A 19509-nucleotide genomic window follows, 5' to 3' on the forward strand; every position below is an offset into this window, starting at 1 on the left:
GTTTTCGGTTCCGTTTGCAGTTGGGACCCGAGCGACTACATTCGCGGCAGGGTCGCACGCTAAGGAGGCCGCCGCGTTGCATCCTCAGGATCCGCTCGGGTACGGCCCGTTCAGCTACGATCCGCTCGGCCGCGTGCCGCCGGCGCCCCCGCCGGTCGCCGCGCTGGCGACGCAATCGCTGGTGTTCGCGTTCCTGTCCCCGCCCGTCGGCGCGATCCTCGGGCACCTGGCGCTCGCTCGGATCCGGCGCACCGGCGAGCCGGGCCGCAACCGCGCGGTGGCCGGGGTGGCGCTGTCGTATGCGTTGGTCGCGCTGTTGGTCATCGCCCTGGCCGGGTGGGCCGGCCTGGCCGCGTTGCGATCCACCCCGAGCCGTACGCCGGGGCCGGCCGCCACCGCCGCGGCGCCGGCGGGTCCGACGGTCGAACCGGCAGGTGTGGCCGCCCTGTTGCCCGGCGCGGGCGACCTGAAGACCCTCACCGACGACCAGAACGTCGAGGCCGGCCAGTCCTGGGACCACCCGTCCAGGTCGGACCGGGAGGGGACCATCGACCGCCCGGAGTGCTGGGGCGCCATCGCGCCGGGAACCCCGGACGCCTACAACGTCGACGCCCTGTTCGGCTACCACGCCGCGGAATTCTCCGACACGCGCAGCCTGCTCAAATCGGTCCAGGTGATCGAGGCCGCCGCGGCGTTTCGCGACGCGGCGGCGGCCCAGTCGCAGCTGCACAAGCTGCAGGACGGGTGGCAGCAGTGCGGCGGGACGACCGTGAGCGTGACGATTCCCGAGGCGGGCGCGATCCCGTTCGCCGTGGGCCCGCCCGCCGACGCCGGCAACGGCATCACCACGTTGGGCCTGACGCCCAAGGGGCTGCAGGTGCGTTCGGCCCGCGCGATCGCGGCCAAGGCCAACGTCGTCGTCGACCTCTACGTGTCCTACAGCGGCACCACCGACGCCGACCGCCCCCGGGCCACGGCCGTGAGCATCGCGAACTTCGTGCTCAACAAGATCCCCGGCTGAGGCGCCCCAGTAGGGTGGGGCCCATGAAATACCTGGACGTCGACGGCGTCGGATCCGTCAGCCGAATCGGCCTGGGCACCTGGCAGTTCGGGTCGCGGGAGTGGGGCTACGGGGAGGGCTACGCCTCGGGTGCCGCCCGCGACATCGTGCACCGGGCCCGCGCCCTGGGGGTCACGCTGTTCGACACCGCCGAGGTGTACGGGCTGGGCAAGAGCGAGCGGATCCTGGGCGAGGCGCTCGGCGACGAGCGCGCCGAGGTCGCGATCGCCAGCAAGATCATGCCGGTGGCGCCGTTCCCCGCGGTGGTCAAGCAGCGGGAGCGCGCCAGCGCGCGCCGGCTGGGCGTCGACCGCATCCCGCTCTACCAGGTTCACCAGCCCAACCCGGTGTTCCCCGACTCGGTGATCATGCCGGGGATGCGCGACCTGCTCGACGAGGGCAAGATCGGCGCGGCCGGCGTCTCCAACTACTCGCTGGAGCGCTGGAAGAAGGCCGACGCGGCGCTGGGGCGGCCGGTGATCAGCAACCAGGTGCACTTCTCGCTCGCCCATGCCGGCGCCCTGGAGGACCTGGTGCCCTTCGCCGAGCGCGAGAACCGCATCGTGATCGCCTACAGCCCGCTGGCGCAGGGGCTGCTGGGCGGCAAGTACGGCGCGGACAACCGTCCCGGCGGCGTGCGCGCGGTGAACCCGCTGTTCGGCACGGAGAACCTGCGCCGCATCGAGCCGCTGCTGCAGACACTGCGCGACGTCGCGGCCACGGTCGGGGCCAAGCCGGCCCAGGTGGCGCTGGCCTGGCTGATCAGCCTCCCGGGTGTCGTGGCGATTCCCGGCGCGTCCAGCGTCGAGCAGCTCGAATTCAACGTCGCGGCCGCCGAGGTCGAGCTGCCGCCGGATTCCCGCGAGGCGCTCACCGACGCGGCCCGCGCCTTCCGGCCCGCCTCGGCCGGGCGCTTCCTGACCGATTTGGTCCGGGAGAAGTTGGGGCGTTAGGACTGCTCAGGACTGCTTCGAGTCCGCGAACGCTGCCGGGCTGGCGGGCGCGCCCCGCGCCACCACCACCGGCATCGAGGTGGCCGCGTCGGTCCGCAGGACGGTGTGCACCACGTCGATGAGGTCCTCGACGGGCATCAGCTTGCCGGGCATGCAGCCGCGCGACGCCCAGAGCGGGACGGCCTTCATGGCCAGGTCCATGTCCCAGCCGATGTTCATGCCGGTCTGGCTGTCGCCCTCGCCGCCGGCGCACTCGCCCACGATGAGGGTGGTGAAGCCGATGTCCGGATGCTCGGCCCGCCACGCCTCGACGAGCCGCTCCAGGGCCGCCTTGCTGACGCCGTACGCGCCGAGTCCCGGCCACGGCGGGCCGAACGTGCCCGCGTCGGAGGACAGGTAGACCGCCTTGCCCGCGGCGCCCGTCAGGTGCGGGACCGCCGCCGCCGTCACCAGCGCCGCGCCGATGACGTTGGTGTCGAAGATCCGCCGCCACGTCTCGGCGTCGGTGTCGACCATCCGTACCAGCGGACCGACGGCCGGCGTGTAGACGAGGTTGTCGATGCCGCCGAGCGCCTCGGCGGCGGCGGCGATCGCCGACCGGCACGACGCCTCGTCGGTCACGTCGCACGCGATGGCGACCGCACCCGCCCCGGCCTCCTGCGCCGCGGCCTCGATGCGCTCGCGGCGCCGGGCCAGCAGGGCGACCCGATCGCCGCGCTGCGCCAGACCGACACCGATGCACCGCCCGAGTCCGCTCGAGGCGCCCACCACCACTGTCCTTGACATATTCGCCCTCTCCTGTAACGAGCTGCCGTCGGCAAAAACCTACCGGATTGCGCCCGTCACGTGGCGATGGTCAGGCTGATCAGTTGCTGATGACGGTGTTCCGGTCCCCCAGCTTGGCCTGGTACATGGCCGCATCGGCCCGGGCCGTGATCGTGTCGACGGAATCGCCGGGCTGCGCAAGCGTTGCGCCGATGCTCAGGGTCGCGGAGTACGTCTTGCCGGCTACGTGGATGGGATCGGCGGCGCGGCAGCGAATCTTCTCCGCGATGTGGCCGAGTTCCTCGGCGCTGCGCACGCCGGGCAGCAGGACCAGAATCTCGTCGCCTCCCGTCCGGCCGACGGTGTCCCCCCGGCGAACGCTCCCCCGGATCCGGGCCGCCAGGGTCGCCAGCACGAAGTCGCCGATCCCGTGCCCCCAGGTGTCGTTGATGTCCTTGAAATGGTCGACGTCGCAGAACAACACGCCGACATGCGTTCCTACGTGTTGCGGTTCCTTCAGCGCGGAGGCGAGCCGGTCCAGGGCCTCGGCCCGGTTCACCAGACCGGTCAGGGTGTCGAAGCGCGCCAACCGCTCGAGTCGCTGCTCCGCCTCGACCTGGTCGTCGACGATGCGCAACGCCGCGATCACGCCGTCGGTGTCGCCGTCGGCGTCGACGTACGGTTTTCCGTGGCCCTCGACCCAGTGGTCGGTGCCGTCGGCGGAACGAATCCGGAACCGTTGCAGGACCGCGTCACCGGCGGCGACCCTGCGCAGCGCGTCGATGACCGTCTCCAGGTCGCGCGGATGGATATGGCGGCTGAGATCGGAGCCGGTCCAGCTTTGCGGTGGCCGGCCGAACGCGGCCTCCACGGAAGGTGAGATCCACGCGACGTCGGCGCCGCGAAGGTGCACGATGATGTCCACCGCGTTCTCGGCGAGGATGCGATAGCGCCGCTCGGCGTCGGCGCGTTCCTTGCTGACCAATTCCTTCTCGATCAGCAGTTTCTGCTCGCGCTGGCTGAGATAGAACGTGACCGCCCCGACGATGAGGGCGCCCAGCAGCACCGAGAAGGTCCACTCCGCGTGCTCACCCAGCCCGAGCCCCAGGAAGACCGGCCGCGACAGCGCAACGACGACCGGAAATCCGGCGAGGATGGCCACCAACCGGAGCAACGACGTCCGATCGGGCCGGGCGAGCAGCCAGGCGACCGGGAACCGGTCGGGGCGCGTCAGCGACGTCGCGGCGGCGAGCAGCAGCAGCGCAAGGCCCGTCATGAGCGCCTGACCGGTCGACGGCGAGTAACCCACCAGCGCCAGTGCGTTGAACAGGTACGCACCGACCGTGACCGCCGGGATGGCGGCGCCGGCCGCCATGCATGCCGGCCACACCAGGCGGGTCCACCGATCCACCCGGATCAGCGCCGCGGCGGCCGCCAGGAGCAGGACCGACAACGCCGTCTGCGGGCTTGGGCGCCCCGGCCAGGTCTGTTGCGACGCGCGCACCGCGTCGCCGAACCACACCTGGTCCATGGCCGACGACGACCCCCCGGCCGCGTACTCGATCAGGGTCATGCCGGCGAGGGCGCCGACCGCCAGCGCGAGCCCGCGCCCTGCCGGGACGCGGCCACGCGGTGGATTGCCCGACTGCGCCGCGATCGCCGCCGCCAGCGCCGCCAGCCACAACGCGGTCCACGGCATCATCTGCGGCCAGGCCGGATAGACCCTGGTCAACTCGTCGGTACCGGTCGCCCAGCCCGCCCAGGCCGCGCCGGCGAGCGCGAACCCGGCGGCCAGCGCGATCCGTCGGCACCAGGCCACGTCGTTCAGGCGTCCGTCCGGGCTCGACCTCTCCATCGGGTGCCCCTTCCTCGCCCGGCGGCGGCGCAACCGACATTGTGCGCGGAGCGGAAGCCGATGTCTCGGGGCAGAAGGTCATCAATCCCGGTGCGGAAGGTCACCAATGTGACCCGGCGATCGTCCCGCTCAGCCGCCGTCCGGGGCCTGCAGCACCACGGCGCTGTGCGCGTCCACGGTGAACGTGCCCCCGCCGGGCACCTCCTCCGCCGGGGTCTCCTCCTCCGGTCCGGTGAAGATGACCAGCTGCCAGGAGGCGCCGAATTCCTTTGCCGGCAAGGTGAATTCGATCGGCTCGTGATGGGCGTTGAAGCACAACAGGAACGAGTCGTCGAGGACGCGCTGGCCCCGGGCGTCGCGGTCGGGGATGCCGTGGCCGTTGAGGAACACCGCGACCGACTTCGCGAACCCCGCGCCCCAGTCCTCCTCGGTCATCTCCGCCCCCTCGGGGGTGAACCAGGCGATGTCGGGCAGCCCGTCCTGCCCGCGGCGACCCAGGGGCTTGCCGGAAAAGAACCGGCGGCGCCGGAACACCGGGTGGTTGGCGCGCAGCGCCGACACCGTGCGGGTGAATTCCAGCAGGCCGTTATCGGCCTTCGCCCAGTCGATCCAGGTGAGCTCGTTGTCCTGGCAGTAACCGTTGTTGTTGCCGTTCTGGGTGCGGCCGAGCTCGTCGCCGTGGCAGATCATCGGCACGCCCTGGGAGAGCAGCAGCGTGGTGAGGAAGTTGCGCTGCTGGCGGGCGCGCAGCGCGTTGACGTCCGGGTCGTCGGTCGGCCCCTCCGCGCCGCAGTTCCAGGACCGGTTGTGGCTCTCGCCGTCGTTGTTGTCCTCGCCGTTGGCCTCGTTGTGTTTCTCGTTGTAGGACACCAGGTCCCGCAGCGTGAACCCGTCGTGCGCAATGACGAAGTTGATCGACGCCACCGGCCGGCGCGCCGTGTGCTCATAGAGGTCGGCCGATCCCGACAGGCGGTAGGCGAACTCGTCGAGCGTGGCCGGCTCGCCGCGCCAGAAGTCGCGAACCGTGTCGCGGTACTTGCCGTTCCATTCGGTCCACTGCGGCGGGAAGTTGCCCACCTGGTAGCCGCCGGGGCCGACGTCCCACGGCTCGGCGATGAGCTTGACCTGGCTGATCGTCGGATCCTGTTGCACCAGTTCGAAAAACGTCGCCAGCCGGTCGACGTCATAGAATTCGCGGGCCAGCGTGGCGGCCAGGTCGAAACGGAAGCCGTCGACGTGCATCTCGAGCACCCAGTAGCGCAGCGAGTCCATGATCAGCTGCAGCGCGTGCGGATGCCCGACGTTGAGGCTGTTACCCGTGCCGGTGTAGTCCATGTAGTAGCGCTTGTCGTCGTCGACCAGCCGGTAGTAGGCGGCATTGTCGATTCCCCGCATCGATAGCGTCGGGCCCAGGTGGTTGCCCTCGGCCGTGTGGTTGTAGACGACGTCGAGGATCACCTCGATGCCGGCCTCGTGCAGCGCCCGCACCATCGCCTTGAACTCCTGCACCTGCCCGCCCGGGGAGGTCGCGCTCGAGTACTTGAAGTCGGGTGCGAAGAACCCGATCGTGTTGTAGCCCCAGTAATTCGACAAGCCCTTGTCCACCAGGGTCGAGTCGTTGGCGAAGTGGTGCACCGGCATCAGCTCGATGGCGGTGACGCCAAGGCTCTTGAGGTGCTCGATGATCACCGGGTGTGCCACGGCCGAGTAGGTGCCGCGCAGCTGTTCTGGGATGTCGGGGTGGGTCTGCGTGAGGCCCTTGACGTGCGCCTCGTAGATGACGGTGTCGGCGTACTGGTGGTCCGGGGGCCGGTCGTTGCCCCAGTCGAAGTAGGGGCTGATCACCACCGACTTGGGCATGCTGGGGGCGGAGTCGTCGTCGTTGCGGCTGTCGGGGTCGCCGAAGTTGTAGCTGAACAGCGACTGGTTCCACTCGAAGGTGCCGTCGATGGCCTTCGAGTACGGGTCCACCAGCAGCTTGTTCGGGTTGCAGCGCAGGCCGTCCGCCGGCTCGTAGGGGCCGTGCACGCGGTAGCCGTAGCGCTGGCCGGGCTCGATGCCGGGGATGTAGGCGTGCCAGACGAATCCGTCGACCTCGGGCAGCGGGATCCGGCTCTCCACCCCGTCGGCGTCGAACAGGCACAGCTCCACCCGTTCGGCCACCTCGCTGAACACAGCGAAGTTGGTGCCGGCGCCGTCATACGTCGCGCCCAGCGGATAGGCCCTGCCGGGCCACACTTCACCGGTGGGCGTGGGCGCGAGGGGTTCTGCGGAAGTCATGGCGCTTTCAATACCCTGCGGCGGCCGCTTCCAAACGGCGGTGCGGAAGGGCTTGCGGCGGAGCGGTTTTCAGGGTTTTAACATGACTTTTACCGCGCCGTCCTGCTTCTTCTGGAAGATCTCGTAGCCGTGCGGGGCCGCATCGAGGGGCAGCACGTGGGTGGCGAAGGTGTCGACGCCGAGCGGGTCGCCGTCGCCCAGCAGCGGCATGATGTCGTCGACCCACCTCTTGACGTTGGCCTGCCCCATCCGCAGGGTCACCTGCTTGTCGAAGAGGGTGAGCATCGGCAGCGGGTCGGCCATCCCGCCGTAGACGCCGATCAGCGAGATGGTGCCGCCCCGTCGCACGATGTCGATGGCGGAATACAGGGCGCTGAGCCGGTCCACGCCGGCGGTCTGCATGACCCGCTTGCCCAGGAAGTCCGGCAGCATCCCGCTGGCCTGCTGCGCCAGCCGTGCCGCGGGCGAACCGTGCGACTCCATCCCCACCGCGTCGATCACCGAGTCGGTGCCCCGGCCGTCGGTCAGGTCGCGGATCGCGTCCCCCAGGGGCGCGTCGAGCCGGCCCAGATCGATGGTGTGGATGCCGCGCTCGGCGGCGCGGGCCAGGCGCTCGGGCACCAGGTCGACGGCGATGACCCGGTAGCCGAGATGATCGGCGATGCGCGCGGCCATGTCCCCGATGGGGCCCAGGCCCAGCACGGTCACCGACCCGCCGTCGGGGATGTCGGCGTAGGCCACCGCCTGCCAGGCGGTGGGCAGCACGTCGGACAGGTAGACGAAGCGCGAATCCGGCGGTCCCTCAGGGACTTTGATGTGCGTGAACTGCGCCTGCGGGACGCGCAGCAGCTCGGCCTGGCCGCCGGGGACTTCGCCGTAGAGCTCCGAGTAGCCGAACAGGGCCGCGCCCATGCCCTGGTCGCGCACCTGGGTGGTTTCGCATTGGGTGTAGAGCCGGTTGCCGCACATGTAACAACGGCCGCAGGAGATCTGGAACGGGATGACGACCCGGTCGCCGACGCGCAGGTCGCCGGTTTCCGGGCCGACCTCGCGCACGATCCCCATCGGTTCGTGGCCCAGGATGTCCCCGGGTTTCATGAAGGCGCCCAGGATCTCGTAGAGGTGCAGGTCGGACCCGCAGATGTTGGTCGAGGTGACCTCGATGACGGCGTCGGTGGGCCGTTCGATCTTGGGGTCGGGCACCGACTCCACCCGGACGTCGCGCTTGCCTTGCCACGTGACAGCTTTCATGGGCCTGGCGCATACCCGCGCCGCGCCGGCCGAAACGGCTCGGGTGGCCGTGCGCCCCGTTTAGGCGCCGCGCGCGGTCTGGTGGCGGCGCTTGAGCGGATGCTCGGCGTCGATCAGCGACCTGGCGATCTCGATGAGCTTGGTGTTGGATTGCTGCGAGAGCCGGGCGAGGAGTTCGAACGCCTCGACCGCGTCCAGGTTGAAGCGTTCCATGACCACACCCTTGGCCTGGCCGATGACGTCGCGTGACGCGAGCGCGCTGCGGAATTGGTCTTGGCGGCGCATCATCGACCACGCCAGGGCGACGTGGGTGGCGAAAACCCCGCCGACTTCCAGTGATTCGTCGGTGAACGCGTGGGGATGGTCGGCATAGAAGTTGAGCGCGGCCATGGTGCCACTGTCGGCGAACAACTCGTAGGACAGGATGGAGCGGATGGGGGTCTGCTCGAGCGCGTGCATCTGGTAGTTCGGCCACCGCTGATCGAGGTTCAGGTCCTCGACGTGCATCACGTGGTGCTGCCACACGGCCGACAGGCACGGCCCTTCGCCGTACCGGTTCTGGATCGCGTCCAGAACCATCGGGTAGCGATGCGTGGCGGCGACGTTGCTGACGGCCTTGGTCTTGTCGGCCAGGGTGATCCCCGCGTACTGGCAGCCCGCCACGTGCCGGACGCCGCTGTCGATGAGTTCGTGCAGCCCGACACCCGTGTCGGTGCCCTGGCGCTCGAGTTCGGCGATCAGCCCCGCCAGCTGTGCCACCACCGTGGTGTTGTCCACCGGCACGACGTCACCCCCTCGAGAGCTTCTTCATTCTGGTCCGTGTACGCCCACTGCATCCGCCGCCCGGCCGAGCCCCGCTCACCCGTGTCATGGTGGCGACGACCGATCGACGGTGTCGACGCACGAAACGAAGTCTATGGGCCAGTCAACGAAGTGCAAAGCAGGTTACGAACGCTGCGCGGCCCGCGGGACGAAGCCGGCCGGCGGCAAGCGAAGGGGATTCGCGGCGCGCCGAGCGCCGTGCGAACCCGGAATTGTTGTGGCGCAATAAATAACGGCCGCGTCCAGGGACGCCCCGGCGGCGTCGGGCTAACCCGGCGGCACGGGTTAGACTCGCCTTGATGACCTCGATCGTGATCGTCGGCAGCGGCTTCACCGGATTCACCTGCGCCCGCCACCTGACCCGCATCCTGGGCCGACGGCGGGCGCCCGTCCACATCACGATGATTTCCCCGGTCGACTACATGCTGTACACGCCCCTGCTGCCCGACGTCGCGGGCGGGGTCGTCGACGCCCGGTTCGTCGCGGTTCCCCTGGCCAACACGCTCAAAGGGGTCCGCGCCATGCGCGGCCGCGTCGACGGCGTGGACTTCCGGCAACGCACCCTGACCTATTGCGACCCCGAGGAACGCAGCCACACCATGTCGTGGGACCGGCTGGTGCTCACCCCGGGCTCGGTGACGCGGCTGTTCGACGTGCCGGGGCTCGCCGCCCACGCGAGGGGGCTGAAGACCACCGCCGAGGCGCTCTACCTGCGCGACCACTTCGTCGAGCAGCTCGAGCTGGCCAACATCGAGGACGACCCGGCCGGCCGGCAGGCGCAGGCGCGGCGCACCGTCGTGGTGGTCGGCGCCTCGTATTCGGGCACCGAACTGGTGGCCCAGCTGCGGGCCCTGGCCGACGCGGCGGCCAAACAGATGGGCTTTTCGGCCGCCGACGCCAGGTTTTTGTTGCTGGACACGGCCGAGCAGGTCATGCCCGAGGTGGGACCAAAGCTGGGCGAGGCCGCGCTCAAGGTGCTGCGCCGCCGGGGCATCGACGTCCGGCTGGGCACGACGCTCAAAGAGGCGCACGCGGATCACGTTGTGCTCAGCGATGATTCGCGGGTCGACACCCACACCGTCGCCTGGGTGACGGGGGTGACCGGCGCGCCGCTGATCCAGCGGCTCGGCCTGCCGACGGAGCGGGGCCGGCTCACGGTCCAACCCGACCTGCAGGTGCCCGACCACCCCGGCGTGTTCGCGGCCGGTGACGCGGCGGCGGTCCCCGACCTGACGCAACCGGGAAAGATCACGCCGCCGACGGCGCAGCACGCGACGCGTCAGGGCAAGGTGCTCGCCCGCAACGTGGCCGCCAGCCTCGGGCACGGCACGGTCAAGCAGTACAAGCACCGCAACCTGGGTCTCGTGGTGGACCTGGGGCCCCGCTACGCCGTCGCCAACCCGCTGGGCGTGCACCTGTCGGGGCTGCCGGCGAAGGCCGTCACACGGGCCTACCACCTCTACGCGGTTCCGCGCGCGGTCAACCGGTGGGCGGTGGCGCTGGCCTGGCTGACCGACGCCCTGTTCGCCCGGTCGGTGGTGTCGATCGGCCTGTCCTCCGAGGAGGACGCGCAATTCGCCGCCAGCGAGGGCATCCCGATGCCGAAGACCGGTTAGGCGCCGGTCCGCTTCTTGGCTCCCGCGGTTTTTGCCGCGCTGCGCAGACTGTGGTTGGTGGAGCGCAGGTCGGAGTTGGCCGCCGACAGCGCGGCGTTGTCGTCCTCGAGACTCAGGATGCGCGCGACGCCGGCCAGGTTGACCCCGGCGTCAACCAGCGCGCTGATGCGCTGGAGCCGGGCCAGGTCGTCGGCGCTGTAACGCCGCGTTCCGCCGTCGCTGCGGGCCGGCGCCAACAGCCCGTAGCGCTCGTAGAGGCGCAGCGACTGCACCGGGATGCCGGAAAGCTCGGCGGCAACGGAGATTCCGTACACCCCGCGGTCAGGCGCCGGCGCCGCGGTGTCACCGGCGTTGTCGGTCATCGGGCGTCCCCCAAACGAACTTGCACAGAAAATCTCTTTATCACACTTGCGGTGAGCTGTCGATGATGTTATATGAAATCTATGTCATTGGACATAGGTAATAGCCACTTCACAACAGCAGATTGGAGTGAGAGGTGACCGCCATGCTGATGCGTACCGACCCCTTCCGTGACCTGGACCGCTTCGCCCAGCAGGTGCTGGGCACGGCCGCCCGGCCCGCCGTGATGCCGATGGACGCCTGGCGCGAGGGCGAACAATTCGTCGTCGAGTTCGACCTGCCGGGCATCGACGCCGACTCGCTGGACATCGACATCGAGCGCAACGTGGTAACTGTGCGCGCCGAGCGGCCGGCCGTCGACCCCGACCGCGAGATGCTGGCCACCGAGCGGCCGCGCGGCGTGTTCAGCCGCCAGCTCGTGCTCGGCGAAAATCTCGACACCGACAAGATCGAGGCCTCCTACGCTGAAGGCGTGCTGAGACTGCGCATCCCGGTCGCCGAGCGCGCCAAGCCGCGCAAGATCACGGTCGGCCGCGGCAACGGATCTGCAGGCCACACTGCAATCAACGAAAACGCCGCGAAGAGGGAGGTGATAGACGCCTGATCGATCCGCGGGCGGGGCGGCGTTTCCGGCGCCGCCCTCCCCCGCGCCGGAATCATCGACGCGAGGAGGCGAGGTCCGCCATGAAATGGGAGCTGAACGGCCAAACGCCCGCTGTCGAAGGGGCGTTGGCGGGCGGCGTGCCGCAGCGCGCGGGGTGGTTCCGGTTCTATTTCGCGGACCAGCGGTGGGAATGGTCCGAGGAGGTGCAACGGATCCACGGCTACCAACCGGGCAGCGTCACCCCGACGACCGAGTTGGTGCTCGCGCATAAACACCCCGACGACCGCGGGCAGGTCGCGGCGACGATCGATCAGATCCTCAACAACCACCAGGCGTTCAGCACCCGCCACCGGATCATCGACACCGGTGGCAACGTGCGCCACATCGTGGTCGTCGGTGACCAGCTCCTCGACGAGGAGGGCGAGGTGGTCGGAACGCACGGGTTCTACATCGACGTCTCCCCGCTGGCCGAGGGCACGCAGGAGGAGCTCGTCACCGCGCGCCTGGCGGAGATCAACGAGCACCGCGCCGGCATCGAGCAGGCCAAGGGCATGCTGATGCTGGTCTACAACATCGACGACGGCGCCGCTTTCAACCTGCTGAAATGGTTGTCGCAGGAGGCGAACGTCAAGCTGCGGCTGCTGGCCGAGCAGATCGTCGAGGACTTCCGGGACGCCCGCCCGACCCCCTACTCACAGTCGGAGTTCGACCACCTGCTGCTGACCGCGCCCCGGCGCATCCGCCGCTCCGCCAATCAACCGGTCAACGGCTAGCGGATTTGCGCGCGGCCTTCACCAACTGGGCGACGCCGCGCTCGATGCCCGCGGCGAGCGCCTCGATGTCCGGTGCGGTGTCGTAGTCGGCGGTGATGCCGAAGACGAACGTGTCGGCGTAGCTGAGCATCGCGACGCCCGTGCGCACCTGCAACGCGATCGGCGGGACCGGCAGGATTTCCAGCACCCGCCGGCCCATCAGCGTCTGCTTCTTGCGCGGTCCGGGAACGTTGGTCGCCAGCGCGACCACCGCCCGCTGGGGCAGCCGCGCCAGCAGGCGAATCCCCCACGCGGTCAAGGCGAACGGGATGTTGCGGGCCGCCGAGACCAGCGCGCTGCCCCCCTCGCGCTGCCCGCTGGCCTTGGCCCTGGTGAGCCGGCTGTGCACCAACCGCAACTGCTCGACGGGATCGGCCTCGTCGACCGGCAGCAACGGCAGCATCGCCGAGACCTGGTTGTCGGTCATGCCGAAGTGGTTGGTCGGGCGGACCGAGACCGGGACGAGGGTGCGCAGCGAGTTGTGCGTCGGCCGTTCCCCGCGCTCGAGCAGCATCCTGCGGTAGCTGTCCGTGATGGCCGCCAGCGCCACGTCGTTGAGGGTCACGTCGAATGCCCGGGCGACCCGCTTCAGGTCGGCCAGCCGCACTCGCGCCGCGCTGAACCGTCGCATCGTCGTGACGGGACCGTTCAGTGAGGATTCCGGCGCCGCGCGGAACACGCTCGCCGTGAGTTCGGCCGCGCCGAACGCGACGTGTTCGGCGGTCGCCGCCGCCGTGAGCGCGCCGCGCCCGATCTGGCCGATCCAGCTGAACGGGTTGAGGCCGAGCCTGGGCAGGCCCGGGCCGGAGCCGTCCGGCCGCTTGGCGGCGCGGATGTCGGTGGCGAAGGTGTTGGCGCCGCGGTCTTCCGCGTCGTCACTGAACCTCGCCAGCAGCTGGGCGGTCGCGATGCCGTCGGCGACACAGTGGTGAATCTTGGTCAAGACGGCCCACCTGTCGCCGCTGAGGCCCTCGATGACGTAGCACTCCCACAGCGGGCGCTCGCGGTCGAGCCGTCGCTCCATGACGGTCGCGATCGTCTCGAACAGCTCGGCGTCGCCACCGGGATGCGGCAGCGCCAGGCGGTGCAGGTGGCGGGCGATGTCGAAATGCGGGTCGTCCACCCATTCGGGGGCGCCGAGATCCAGCGGCCGGGTCCGCAACACCTGCCGGCACCGCGGAATGGTCGGCGCGCGATCGGCGAAGGCGGCGACGAACTCGTCGTAGGCCGGAGCGGGCCCCTCCATGATCGACACGCCGCCGACCGCCAGGCTCACGTGCGGATCGGAGTCTTCGACTTCGAGGAACGTCGCGTCGAGCGCGGTCAATTGCTCCATCTCGCTACTTTCCGCCCCCGCGCGGCCCCGTGGTCAGAGCCAGAAGTCCTCACCTTTCGGGGCCTAATGACGGCAGCGCGGCGGCGCCGGCGGGTCATATCGTGAGGCCCATGAGCGGGTTCAACTACATTCGGTTCTTCGAAGAAATAGGCATCGACGACGTGCCGGTGGTCGGCGGCAAGAACGCCTCGCTCGGCGAGATGTACCAGAAACTGTCCGGGCAGGGCATCCGCGTCCCGCACGGCTTCGCCACCACGGCGCAGGCGTACCGGCACATGCTGGACCGGGCCGGCGCCTGGGACGCCCTGCACGCCGAGCTCGACGGCCTCGACCCCGACGACGTCGCCGGGCTGGCGCGCCGGGGCAAGCGGGCCCGCGAAATCGTCTACGGCGCAGGGCTTCCCGACGACCTGGCCGCCGAGATCGTGGCCGCCTACCGGATGCTGCAAGCCGAGTACGGCGAGGAGGTCAGCCTCGCGGTGCGCAGCTCGGCGACCGCCGAGGACCTGCCGACGGCCAGTTTCGCCGGCCAGCAGGAGACCTTCCTCAACGTCCGGGGGCCCGAGAGCCTGCTGGACGCGTGCCGCCGGTGTTTTGCCAGCCTGTTCACCGACCGGGCCATCCACTACCGCATCGACCAGGGCTTCGACCATTTCAAGGTGTCGCTGTCGATCGGGATCATGAAGATGGTGCGCTCCGACCTCGCGTCGTCGGGCGTGATGTTCACCCTCGACACCGAATCGGGCTTCAACGACGTCGTTTTCATCACCGGCGCCTACGGCCTCGGCGAGAACGTGGTGCAGGGCGCCGTCGACCCCGACGAGTTCTACGTCCACAAGCCGACCTACCTGGCCGGCCACCGCGCCGTGCTGCGCCGCCTGGTCGGCGACAAGGCGGTGAAGATGGTGTTCGTCGAGGGCGGCACGAAGCACACGACACGCAACATCCCCACGCCCAAGGCCGACCGGGCCCGGTTCTGCGTCACCGACGCGGACGTCCTGGAGCTGGCCGGGTATGCGTGCACCATCGAGAAGCACTACGGCCGGCCGATGGACATCGAGTGGGCCAAAGACGGACTGGACGGGCGGCTCTACATCGTCCAGGCCCGCCCCGAGACGGCGGCATCACAGCGCAGCCTGACCACGGTGGAGTCCTATGTGTTGGAAGGCAAAGGAGAGGTGCTCACCGAGGGGCGCTCGGTCGGCGAGAAGGTCGCGTCGGGAGTGGCCAAACGAATAGACCACCTCGAGCACCTGTCGAACTTCCAGCCCGGGCAGGTGCTGGTCGCCGACACCACCACGCCCGACTGGGAACCCGTCATGAAGATCGCCGCCGCGATCGTGACCAACCGCGGCGGTCGCACCTGCCACGCCGCGATCATCGCGCGCGAACTGGGCATCCCGGCCGTGGTCGGCGCCGGCGACGCCACTACGAGCGTCCCCGACGGCGACGTCGTCACCGTCTCGTGCGTCGAGGGCGACACCGGGCGGGTCTACCGCGGCGAGGTGGGCTTCCACGTCGACCGCACCGAGGTGGCCGGGCTGCCGCGGCCCCGGACCCAGATCATGGTCAACCTCGGCAACCCGGATCTGGCGTTCAAGACGTCGTTCTTGCCGAATGACGGTGTGGGACTTGCCCGGATGGAGTTCATCGTCAGCGAATACATCAAGGTGCACCCGATGGCGCTGCTGCACCCCGAGAAGGTCGGCGACGCCGAGGCGCTGCGCACCATCGAACGGCTCACCCGCGGCTACCCCGACGGGGCCGCGTTCTTCGTGGAGCGCCTCTCCGAGGGCATCGGCACCATCGCGGCGGCCTTTTGGCCCAAGCCCGTGGTGGTCCGGATGTCCGACTTCAAGACCAACGAATACGCGAGCCTGTTGGGGGGCAACGCCTTCGAGCCCACCGAAAGCAACCCGATGATCGGCTTCCGCGGCGCCTCGCGCTACGCGCACCCGGCCTACGCCGAGGGCTTCGCGCTGGAGTGCCGGGCGATGAAGCGGGTCCGCGAGGAGATGGGCCTGACCAACGTCGTCATCATGCTTCCGTTCGTGCGCCGGGTGGCCGAGGCGGACCTGGTGCTTTCGACGATGGCCGACCTGGGCCTGCGGCGCGGCCAGAACGGGCTCGAGGTCTACGCGATGTGCGAGATCCCCAACAACGTGATCCTGCTGGATCAGTTCGCCAAGCGCTTCGACGGCTTCTCCATCGGCTCCAACGACCTGACGCAGCTGACCCTCGGCGTCGACCGCGACAGCGAGATCGTCGCCTTCGACTACGACGAACGCGACGACGGCGTCAAGGAGATGATCCGGTTGGCCGTGGAAGGCTGCCGCCGCAACGGGATTCACTCGGGGCTGTGCGGGCAGGCGCCGTCGGATTACCCGGACATGGCCGAGTTCCTCGTCCGCGCCGGCATCGACTCGATCAGCCTGAACCCCGACGTGGTGGTGAAGACCACCCGCCAGATCCTCGAGCTGGAGCGCCAGGCGGTGCCGCTGCAGTGAAATGCTCTCCGGGCGTCATCCTGGCGTTGCGCGTGACTGCTGGGCGTTGCGTGTGAATGCTCGGCGTTGCGTGTGAATGCTGGGCGTTGCGTGTGACTGCTGGGCGTTGCGTGTGACTGCTCGGCGTTGCGTGTGAATGCTGGGCGTTGCGTGTGCGCTCACGGCGGCGACACGCCGATGGGAACCACCCTGTGCGCACACGCAAAGCCCTGTGCGCACACGCAAAGCCCTGAACGCACACGCAAAGCCGCAAGACCTCAGACCCGCTCCGGCTGGCGATACAGCGCCGCACCGGCGGTGACGCCCGCGCCCGCGGCGACCAGCAGCACCCGCGCGCCCGCAGGCAGCCGTTCGGCCTCCGGCTCGAACGCCGCCGCCAGCGCGGCCGTGTGCACGCGCGAATCCTCTGCGACGCGGACCTTTTCGACCGGCACCCCGAGCGCCTCGCTCAGCGCGGCGCGATACCCGGGCCGGGCCGGTGCGGCGACGATCACGTCGATGTCCGCCAGGCTCGCCGACTGGGCATCCAGGCAGGCGCGTGCCGCCGCCGCGGCCGCCGCGGCGAATCGCTCATCGACGTCCTGCGACTGGTTGAACCGCAAGACGTTCCGCGCATCGGCGAACCCCACTGTGGCGGAGAAGGTCTCGGGTTCGTCGGTGTTGACCCACGACACCCGGCTCAGGCCGTGGTCGTCGTCGGTCCACCGGCACAGCACCGCGGCGCCGGCCGCCGAGAACGGGAAGTGCTCGCTCATCCCGTGACCCGGGTCGGCGTCGCTGGCCACGATCAGCGCACGGTGGACGCTGTGTGTCCGCAGGAACCCGTCGACGATGTGCAGAGCGGTCAACACCCCGCAGGAGCCGTTGGCGACGTCGAAGGAGAAGGTGCCGTGCGCGCCCGCGTGCGGATCCTCGGGATTGGCCCCGATGTCGTCCTGGATCAGCGCGGCCAGCGCCGGCTCCCCCAGGTTGCGGTCGCGGTAGATCCCGGCGTTGACAACCAGATCCAGTTCGTCCGGGTCACATCCGGCCCGCTGCAGGCAGTCCTTCGCGGCGGTTACCGCCAACCGCAGCGCGCTGTGCCGGCCGCGCAGCCGCGGGTGCGCGAGGTCGACTCGATCAATGACTGTGCCCATAGCGGTTCACCAGATCCTCGTCCAGGGTCAGCAAGACCACGCCGATCTCCAATCCCGAGGCCAGCGCGAGCAGCGCGACCGTCTCCCCCGGCTCGATGCGCCCGGCCTCGAGTTCTTCGACCAGCGCCACGGTATGGGTGGTCGACGCCGTGTTGCCGTAGCGGTCGACGGTGATCACGGCGTCGTGCCGCGGGCTGTCGCCGAACGCCTCCGACATGCGGGCCATGCCCTTGCGGATGGCACGCGCCGAGGTCTGATGGGTGATCACGTGGTCGATGTCGTGGATCGAAAGACCCACGGTATCAAGCACTTCGCTCAACAGCAGCGGGGTGTTGGCGATCGCGGCCTTCTGGATGGCGCGGGAGTTGGTGAACATGCGCGCGCCTGGATCGTGGCCCTCCGGGTATGCCAGGCAGAGCCGGCTGTAGTCCGCCACCGTGGTGAAGCCGGCGAGGCTGATCCCCGCCGAGCCCACGGGAGCCCGCTCGAGCAGCAACGCCGCGCCGGCGTCACCGAGGGTGAGGCAAGCGAGCTCCTTGCTCATGATGTTGCGAATGTGGCGGGCCGCGTTGTGGCCCAGCTGCGAGATGTACTCACCGCTGACGACCAGCCCCCGCTCGACGATCCCCTGTCGGATCCAGTTGTTCAGAATCGTTACACCCGTGAGCATTCCGGCGCAGGCGTTCGACACGTCGAACGTCATCGCCTGCGGCGCCCCGATCGCGTGGGCCACCGCGGAGCTCATCGTCGGCTCCAGCCATTGGGTGAGCCCGCCGCGGAATTTCGTGATGCTGCAGCTGATCACCACCTCGAGCGCCGCCGGGTCCTGCTGCGCGGTGGCCAGGCAGTTCAGCGCCGCCGAGGTGGCCAGGCTGTAGGAGTCCTCGTCGCCCACGGAGACGCGGCGCTCGCGGATCCCGGTCAACCGCTCCAGGTCGATGTGGGTGCGGTGGCGGGTGCTAGCCATCAATTCGTCTGTGGTGAGCCGGGTCTCGGGCAGCTGCCGGCCGGCGCCGGCCACCCGGGCGACGAACGGGGCGGGGGCACCCTCCGCGGCGGTCTCCATCACCAGCCAATGCCGAGTCATCGGCGACACCTCCTTGTTCGGTGCGGGCCGCCCGTCACCTGCGAAACTCCAGGACCTCGGTCACCAGCCGCCGGGCGGTGGATTCGACGGGGGGGCCGTTCAGCGTCGATTCGCCGACCCGGATCAGCAGCTGCGGCGTTCCTTCGGTCCCGGTGAGCTGCCTGATGGTGTCTCGGCTCATGGCCATCTCGGTCATGTGGGTCAAGGTGCAGGTGGCCATCCCGGCCACGGTGCACTCGAGCAACACCGCCGACAGCGCCTCCCCGCAGCGCAGCACGTCCAGCCGAGAGTCGTCGTGCAGCGTGGAGAGCACCACGATCTTGGAGCGGTCGTGGTCGACTCCCGAGCGGTGCGGGTCCACGCCGGCCGGGGGGAAGGTGCGCGCGATGTCCACCGTCGCGGCTTCCGCGCCGGACACCAGCGCGCCGTCCGGGACGTGGGTGGCGTCCGACTCGAACGGGGATGTCCACCAGCGCAACTCGGATATGTAGGACGTGTCGAAGCGGCGCAGCTGCTCGATCAGGTGTGATGCCTCGGCCAGGGTTGGCCGCGCATCGTCGGCCACCACGTCCAGCAACACCTGATAGGGCAGAACCGCGCGGCGCAGCGCCGTCTCCACCGACGCCCACCTCCGCGGGACGGCGAACGGCAACCGATCCGTGCGCCGCCGCCCGATCGCGGCGGCCCGTTGCCGCTGCGCGTCCGTCACGACATCGACCGGCCGGAACTCGACGGCGGCCAGCAGGTCCGGTTCCGAGGCAACCGGAAGGCGGGTGGTCACGGAGTCCCAGCCGGCGGCCGCCATGGCGACCCTGAGGTGGTCGAGCACCGCTCCGCAGCTCAAGATCAATTCCCGTCCCGTGCGGTCGGTCGCGTGCATCAGGCGCCGGGGATCGGCCCACAGCTGCAGGCGCGCGCCCTCGACCACCCACCGCCAGGGCTGACTGTTGTGCAGCGAGGGGGCCCGGCTCGCCAACATCACTGCGTCCCGGATGGCCTCGGAGTCCGGCGCCTTCACCAGCATGTCAACCACCTCAACTAGCCTCTGCAAGTCGACACTAAGAA

General features: G+C 69.6%; 16 protein-coding genes. 6 read left to right on the forward strand and 10 right to left on the reverse strand.

Annotated features, from left to right (window positions below; translation table 11 throughout):
- Positions 1 to 76 precede the first annotated feature (76 nt).
- The gene (locus tag A5696_RS24245; RefSeq protein WP_067883516.1) at positions 77 to 1021 is read left to right on the forward strand and encodes a sensor domain-containing protein; all 945 of its coding nucleotides are present in this window, start codon (positions 77 to 79) and stop codon (positions 1019 to 1021) included.
- Positions 1022 to 1044: 23 nt separating this feature from the next.
- Entirely contained in the window at positions 1045 to 2013 is a 969-nt protein-coding gene (locus tag A5696_RS24250; protein ID WP_067883517.1) for an aldo/keto reductase, read from the forward strand.
- Between the two features lie 6 nt (positions 2014 to 2019).
- Here A5696_RS24250 and A5696_RS24255 read toward each other — a convergent pair whose 3' ends face one another.
- The 5 genes from A5696_RS24255 to A5696_RS24275 all read right to left on the reverse strand — a co-directional run bounded on the left by A5696_RS24255 (position 2020) and on the right by A5696_RS24275 (position 8947).
- The gene (locus tag A5696_RS24255; RefSeq protein WP_082956643.1) at positions 2020 to 2787 is read right to left on the reverse strand and encodes an SDR family oxidoreductase; all 768 of its coding nucleotides are present in this window, start codon (positions 2785 to 2787) and stop codon (positions 2020 to 2022) included.
- Between the two features lie 91 nt (positions 2788 to 2878).
- Complete coding sequence (locus A5696_RS24260; protein WP_067883519.1) at positions 2879 to 4633, reverse strand: sensor domain-containing diguanylate cyclase; 1755 nt, start codon at positions 4631 to 4633, stop codon at positions 2879 to 2881.
- Positions 4634 to 4762: 129 nt separating this feature from the next.
- Positions 4763 to 6913 carry a glycogen debranching protein GlgX gene (glgX, locus tag A5696_RS24265; RefSeq protein ID WP_067883520.1) on the reverse strand — a complete coding sequence of 717 codons (2151 nt, stop codon included), beginning with the start codon at positions 6911 to 6913 and terminating at the stop codon, positions 4763 to 4765.
- A gap of 69 nt (positions 6914 to 6982) precedes the next feature.
- Positions 6983 to 8164 carry a zinc-dependent alcohol dehydrogenase gene (locus A5696_RS24270; protein WP_067883521.1) on the reverse strand — a complete coding sequence of 394 codons (1182 nt, stop codon included), beginning with the start codon at positions 8162 to 8164 and terminating at the stop codon, positions 6983 to 6985.
- Positions 8165 to 8224: 60 nt separating this feature from the next.
- Entirely contained in the window at positions 8225 to 8947 is a 723-nt protein-coding gene (locus tag A5696_RS24275) for a GAF and ANTAR domain-containing protein (RefSeq protein ID WP_067883522.1), read from the reverse strand.
- Between the two features lie 338 nt (positions 8948 to 9285).
- Here A5696_RS24275 and A5696_RS24280 point away from each other — a divergent pair, with 338 nt between their 5' ends.
- Positions 9286 to 10602 carry an NAD(P)/FAD-dependent oxidoreductase gene (locus A5696_RS24280; protein WP_067883523.1) on the forward strand — a complete coding sequence of 439 codons (1317 nt, stop codon included), beginning with the start codon at positions 9286 to 9288 and terminating at the stop codon, positions 10600 to 10602.
- Here A5696_RS24280 and A5696_RS24285 read toward each other — a convergent pair.
- A complete protein-coding gene (locus A5696_RS24285; RefSeq protein ID WP_067883524.1) occupies positions 10599 to 10964 on the reverse strand; it encodes a helix-turn-helix transcriptional regulator in 366 nt (121 codons plus the stop codon). The two genes, A5696_RS24280 and A5696_RS24285, sit on opposite strands and share 4 nt — an antisense overlap.
- A 143-nt stretch (positions 10965 to 11107) precedes the next feature.
- On the opposite strand from A5696_RS24285, the gene A5696_RS24290 reads away from it, so the two are divergent.
- Positions 11108 to 11566: an Hsp20/alpha crystallin family protein gene (locus A5696_RS24290; protein WP_067883561.1), complete on the forward strand. Its 459-nt coding sequence runs from the start codon at positions 11108 to 11110 to the stop codon at positions 11564 to 11566.
- Between the two features lie 80 nt (positions 11567 to 11646).
- Complete coding sequence (locus A5696_RS24295) at positions 11647 to 12339, forward strand: PAS and ANTAR domain-containing protein (protein ID WP_067883525.1); 693 nt, start codon at positions 11647 to 11649, stop codon at positions 12337 to 12339.
- On the opposite strand, the gene A5696_RS24300 is transcribed toward A5696_RS24295, so the two are convergent.
- Positions 12329 to 13714 (reverse strand): wax ester/triacylglycerol synthase family O-acyltransferase, encoded by a 1386-nt coding sequence (locus tag A5696_RS24300; protein WP_067883526.1) that lies wholly within the window; start codon positions 13712 to 13714, stop codon positions 12329 to 12331. The two genes, A5696_RS24295 and A5696_RS24300, sit on opposite strands and share 11 nt — an antisense overlap.
- 110 nt (positions 13715 to 13824) lie before the next feature.
- On the opposite strand from A5696_RS24300, the gene ppsA reads away from it, so the two are divergent.
- Positions 13825 to 16221: a phosphoenolpyruvate synthase gene (gene ppsA / locus A5696_RS24305; protein ID WP_067883527.1), complete on the forward strand. Its 2397-nt coding sequence runs from the start codon at positions 13825 to 13827 to the stop codon at positions 16219 to 16221.
- Positions 16222 to 16478: 257 nt separating this feature from the next.
- Here ppsA and A5696_RS24310 read toward each other — a convergent pair whose 3' ends face one another.
- The 3 genes from A5696_RS24310 to A5696_RS24320 are packed head-to-tail and all read right to left on the reverse strand — an operon-like array spanning position 16479 to position 19468.
- The gene (locus tag A5696_RS24310) at positions 16479 to 17357 is read right to left on the reverse strand and encodes a 3-oxoacyl-[acyl-carrier-protein] synthase III C-terminal domain-containing protein (protein WP_067883528.1); all 879 of its coding nucleotides are present in this window, start codon (positions 17355 to 17357) and stop codon (positions 16479 to 16481) included.
- Positions 17341 to 18444 (reverse strand): 3-oxoacyl-ACP synthase III family protein, encoded by a 1104-nt coding sequence (locus tag A5696_RS24315; protein ID WP_067883529.1) that lies wholly within the window; start codon positions 18442 to 18444, stop codon positions 17341 to 17343. Before A5696_RS24315 ends, A5696_RS24310 begins: the two co-directional genes overlap by 17 nt.
- A 34-nt stretch (positions 18445 to 18478) precedes the next feature.
- Positions 18479 to 19468, reverse strand: a complete 990-nt coding sequence (locus A5696_RS24320) for an NAD(P)H nitroreductase (protein WP_067883530.1) — start codon at positions 19466 to 19468, stop codon at positions 18479 to 18481.
- Positions 19469 to 19509: the final 41 nt, after the last annotated feature.

This window comes from Mycobacterium sp. E2699, from assembly GCF_001666745.1.
Lineage (GTDB): Bacteria > Actinomycetota > Actinomycetes > Mycobacteriales > Mycobacteriaceae > Mycobacterium.

Excerpts from the sequence above, each read along its gene's own strand:
- A5696_RS24250 (WP_067883517.1), top strand. The coding sequence starts at position 1,045 with ATGAAATACCTGGACGTCGACGGCGTCGGATCCGTCAGCCGAATCGGC.
- A5696_RS24260 (WP_067883519.1), bottom strand. The coding sequence starts at position 4,633 with ATGGAGAGGTCGAGCCCGGACGGACGCCTGAACGACGTGGCCTGGTGC.
- glgX (WP_067883520.1), bottom strand. The coding sequence starts at position 6,913 with ATGACTTCCGCAGAACCCCTCGCGCCCACGCCCACCGGTGAAGTGTGG.
- A5696_RS24270 (WP_067883521.1), bottom strand. The coding sequence starts at position 8,164 with ATGAAAGCTGTCACGTGGCAAGGCAAGCGCGACGTCCGGGTGGAGTCG.
- A5696_RS24280 (WP_067883523.1), top strand. The coding sequence starts at position 9,286 with ATGACCTCGATCGTGATCGTCGGCAGCGGCTTCACCGGATTCACCTGC.
- A5696_RS24285 (WP_067883524.1), bottom strand. The coding sequence starts at position 10,964 with ATGACCGACAACGCCGGTGACACCGCGGCGCCGGCGCCTGACCGCGGG.
- A5696_RS24290 (WP_067883561.1), top strand. The coding sequence starts at position 11,108 with ATGCTGATGCGTACCGACCCCTTCCGTGACCTGGACCGCTTCGCCCAG.
- A5696_RS24295 (WP_067883525.1), top strand. The coding sequence starts at position 11,647 with ATGAAATGGGAGCTGAACGGCCAAACGCCCGCTGTCGAAGGGGCGTTG.
- A5696_RS24300 (WP_067883526.1), bottom strand. The coding sequence starts at position 13,714 with ATGGAGCAATTGACCGCGCTCGACGCGACGTTCCTCGAAGTCGAAGAC.
- ppsA (WP_067883527.1), top strand. The coding sequence starts at position 13,825 with ATGAGCGGGTTCAACTACATTCGGTTCTTCGAAGAAATAGGCATCGAC.
- A5696_RS24310 (WP_067883528.1), bottom strand. The coding sequence starts at position 17,357 with ATGGGCACAGTCATTGATCGAGTCGACCTCGCGCACCCGCGGCTGCGC.
- A5696_RS24315 (WP_067883529.1), bottom strand. The coding sequence starts at position 18,444 with ATGACTCGGCATTGGCTGGTGATGGAGACCGCCGCGGAGGGTGCCCCC.
- A5696_RS24320 (WP_067883530.1), bottom strand. The coding sequence starts at position 19,468 with ATGCTGGTGAAGGCGCCGGACTCCGAGGCCATCCGGGACGCAGTGATG.